Source organism: Mesorhizobium sp. M7D.F.Ca.US.004.01.2.1, assembly GCF_003997785.1.
GTDB lineage: Bacteria > Pseudomonadota > Alphaproteobacteria > Rhizobiales > Rhizobiaceae > Mesorhizobium > Mesorhizobium loti.
Map to the genome: position 1 here is coordinate 1 of NZ_RZRQ01000563.1, position 2372 is coordinate 2372.

Below are 2372 nucleotides of genomic sequence, written 5' to 3' on the forward strand. Positions count from 1 at the left end.
TGTCAGATTGGGCCCCAGCGTCGTGCCGGCTCCTACGGCGCGGGTGCCGATGGGGTTGGCCATGGCAAGCCCGGCCGCATAGAGGCCGGTGATGATCGAACCGTCCGGCCTCAACACCTGCGCGCGCTCATTGGTGCGAGCGCCGCCCTTGGTGCCGAGGATCGAGCGATTGATCGTCATGCCGACATAGGGCGCTTTGTCGATCGGCTTCAGCCGATTCTCGGGGCCATGCGCCTTGTATGCCTCCCAACCGTTGTCGCCGCGTTGGAAGTCCGCATCGTGCCCCTTCGCGCAAAAGCCGTTCCAGCGGGCGATTGTCTCCTCAAGCGCCGCTGCCGGCAGTCCGAGCTTGGCGGCAAGGCCAGCGATCGTATCGGCCTTCTTGATCCAATCGCGCTCGTAGGAGGCATACCAGCGGAAAGGCAGCGACGTTTTCAGGAAACGATGATCGCCAACGAGATAGCAGGGCAGATGGATCGGCGCGCCGTCCGGCCCGCGCGCATCGATCGCCTCGCCGATGTTGAACGCGTTTTCGCTGACAAAGCGCTTTGCATCGCGATCGACGACGATCGAGTGCGGCTCGGCCTGGAAGGTCATCGGCAAGCCGTGCGATTTTCCCTGGTAGCGCGTCGGCAGGCAGGGATAGACGTTCGCCTGATCCATGCGGTCCAGCTGCGCGCCAACGGAAGCCGCAAGCTTCTGGCCGTCGCCCTCATTGCCGCGCGGACTGCCGATCCGGTCGAAGGCGCCGGGGAAGTGGCGCGCACGCATCTCGGCGTCCCATTCGAAGCCGCCGGTTGCGATCACGACGCCGCGACGCGCGACGATCTTCGTATGTTGGCCCTCGCTCTCCACTTCCGCGCCGGTGATGCGCGAGTCCGGGTCCTGGAGCAGGGTGACGGCACGCGTTCCCGGCTGAAATGTGACGCCGGCATCGAGGCAGCCCTTGATGAGCCCGGTCATGAGAGCCGTGCCCTGGCCGCCGGAATTCGTCAGCCATCGCCATAGAAGCTTCGGCCAGACCTTCAACCCGGCTCGGATAGGATGGTGATAAAGATCGAGGTCAACGATCTCCTGGTAGGTGAAACTGTGGGGAAGGGTTGAGCGGCGCAGGCTCCGTGCAAACTTGCCCAGGATACGGCGGCTGAGCGGCCTCGGCGAGAGCATGCGGCCGTAGAGCTTGCCGCCAGGCGCTTCGGCAAAGGGGTCCGGCTCGTTGATCAGGCGAAAATCGAGCGGCGTGTTGACGGACAGGAAGTGCAGCATGTCCGGAGCGGCCTTGGCGAACGCGCCCCAGAGCGTATCTTCCTTCTGCTCCCACCCTTCGGGCGCGACCGCGCGCAGATAGGCGAGCGCATCCTCGCGGCTGTCGGCGATGCCGGCTTCGGCCGCGACATGGTTGGCGGGTATCCAGACCCCGGCCCCGGACATGGCCGAGGTGCCGCCCAGCCATTCGCTCTTTTCGATGACAAGCACCTTGAGGCCGCCCTTGGCGGCCCGCAGCGCCGCCGAGCAGGCCGCCGATCCCGAACCGATCACCAGAACGTCGTACTCGCCCATCGGCATTCCCCTGCCATCATCATCACGGCACTATAGAGGCAGGAAATTTAATCTGTCTACTATTGTGTCGACACTTTTTGCGCTGTACCCTCTCTTGGTCAGCAGCGTGCCCCGCACGACCTTCGCAGCTCCTTTCGAGAGGCAGAGCCATGGACGACACCCGCCTTCAACCCGCGCCGACAGGCATCCATGTTTCCGGAACCGAAACGCGCGAAAGCTACTGGCAGCCGGTACCGGCAAACGGCCATATCGACGTCGCGCTCGCGCCGCACATCGTCGGCATGGAGCACCCCTTCGCACTGGGCACGCAATCGGTAGCGCCCGGCGGCTATGTTCGCGAACACACGCATGACCGCAACGAAGAGACGGTCTACGTCATCGAAGGCCATGGCCGCGCCGTCATCGACGGCAAGGAATATCCGCTGGAACCGGACAGCGTTGTGTTCCTGCCGAAGAATGTCCGTCACATGTTCATCAACGATGGCGACACGCGCCTTCGCTGGATCTGGTTGATCGTGCCGAACGGGCTTGAGGACTTCTTTCGCCTGATCGGCAAGCCGCGCAAGCCCGGCGACCGTGTGCCCTCCAATTTCCCGCGCCCGGAAAACGTCCTGGAAATCGAGCGCAAGACAGTGTTCGGGGCAGACCTCGCCGACAAGTTCGATCCTCTGAAACAGAACCCCTGAAGAAGCCTCGGATGGTGACGCTCGGCCTCATCGGCTTCGGCACGATCGCGCGCGAGATCGTCTCCGCTTTCCCGCAGGACTCATGTCGCTGGGTAGCGCTGACGCGCGAAGGCGCCCGCCCCGCAG

The 2372-nt window shown here is 64.2% G+C and carries 2 protein-coding genes; one reads left to right on the forward strand and one right to left on the reverse strand.

Features of this window, described 5'->3' with window-relative positions:
- A partial coding sequence (locus EN993_RS34740; RefSeq protein WP_206532473.1) for an FAD-dependent oxidoreductase occupies window positions 1-1560 on the reverse strand: 1560 nt, incomplete at its 3' end.
- Between the two features lie 149 nt (window positions 1561-1709).
- On the opposite strand from EN993_RS34740, the gene EN993_RS34745 reads away from it, so the two are divergent.
- Window positions 1710-2246 (forward strand): cupin domain-containing protein, encoded by a 537-nt coding sequence (locus tag EN993_RS34745; RefSeq protein WP_109658650.1) that lies wholly within the window; start codon window positions 1710-1712, stop codon window positions 2244-2246.
- Window positions 2247-2372: the final 126 nt, after the last annotated feature.

Excerpts from the sequence above, each read along its gene's own strand:
- EN993_RS34745 (WP_109658650.1), top strand. The coding sequence starts at position 1,710 with ATGGACGACACCCGCCTTCAACCCGCGCCGACAGGCATCCATGTTTCC.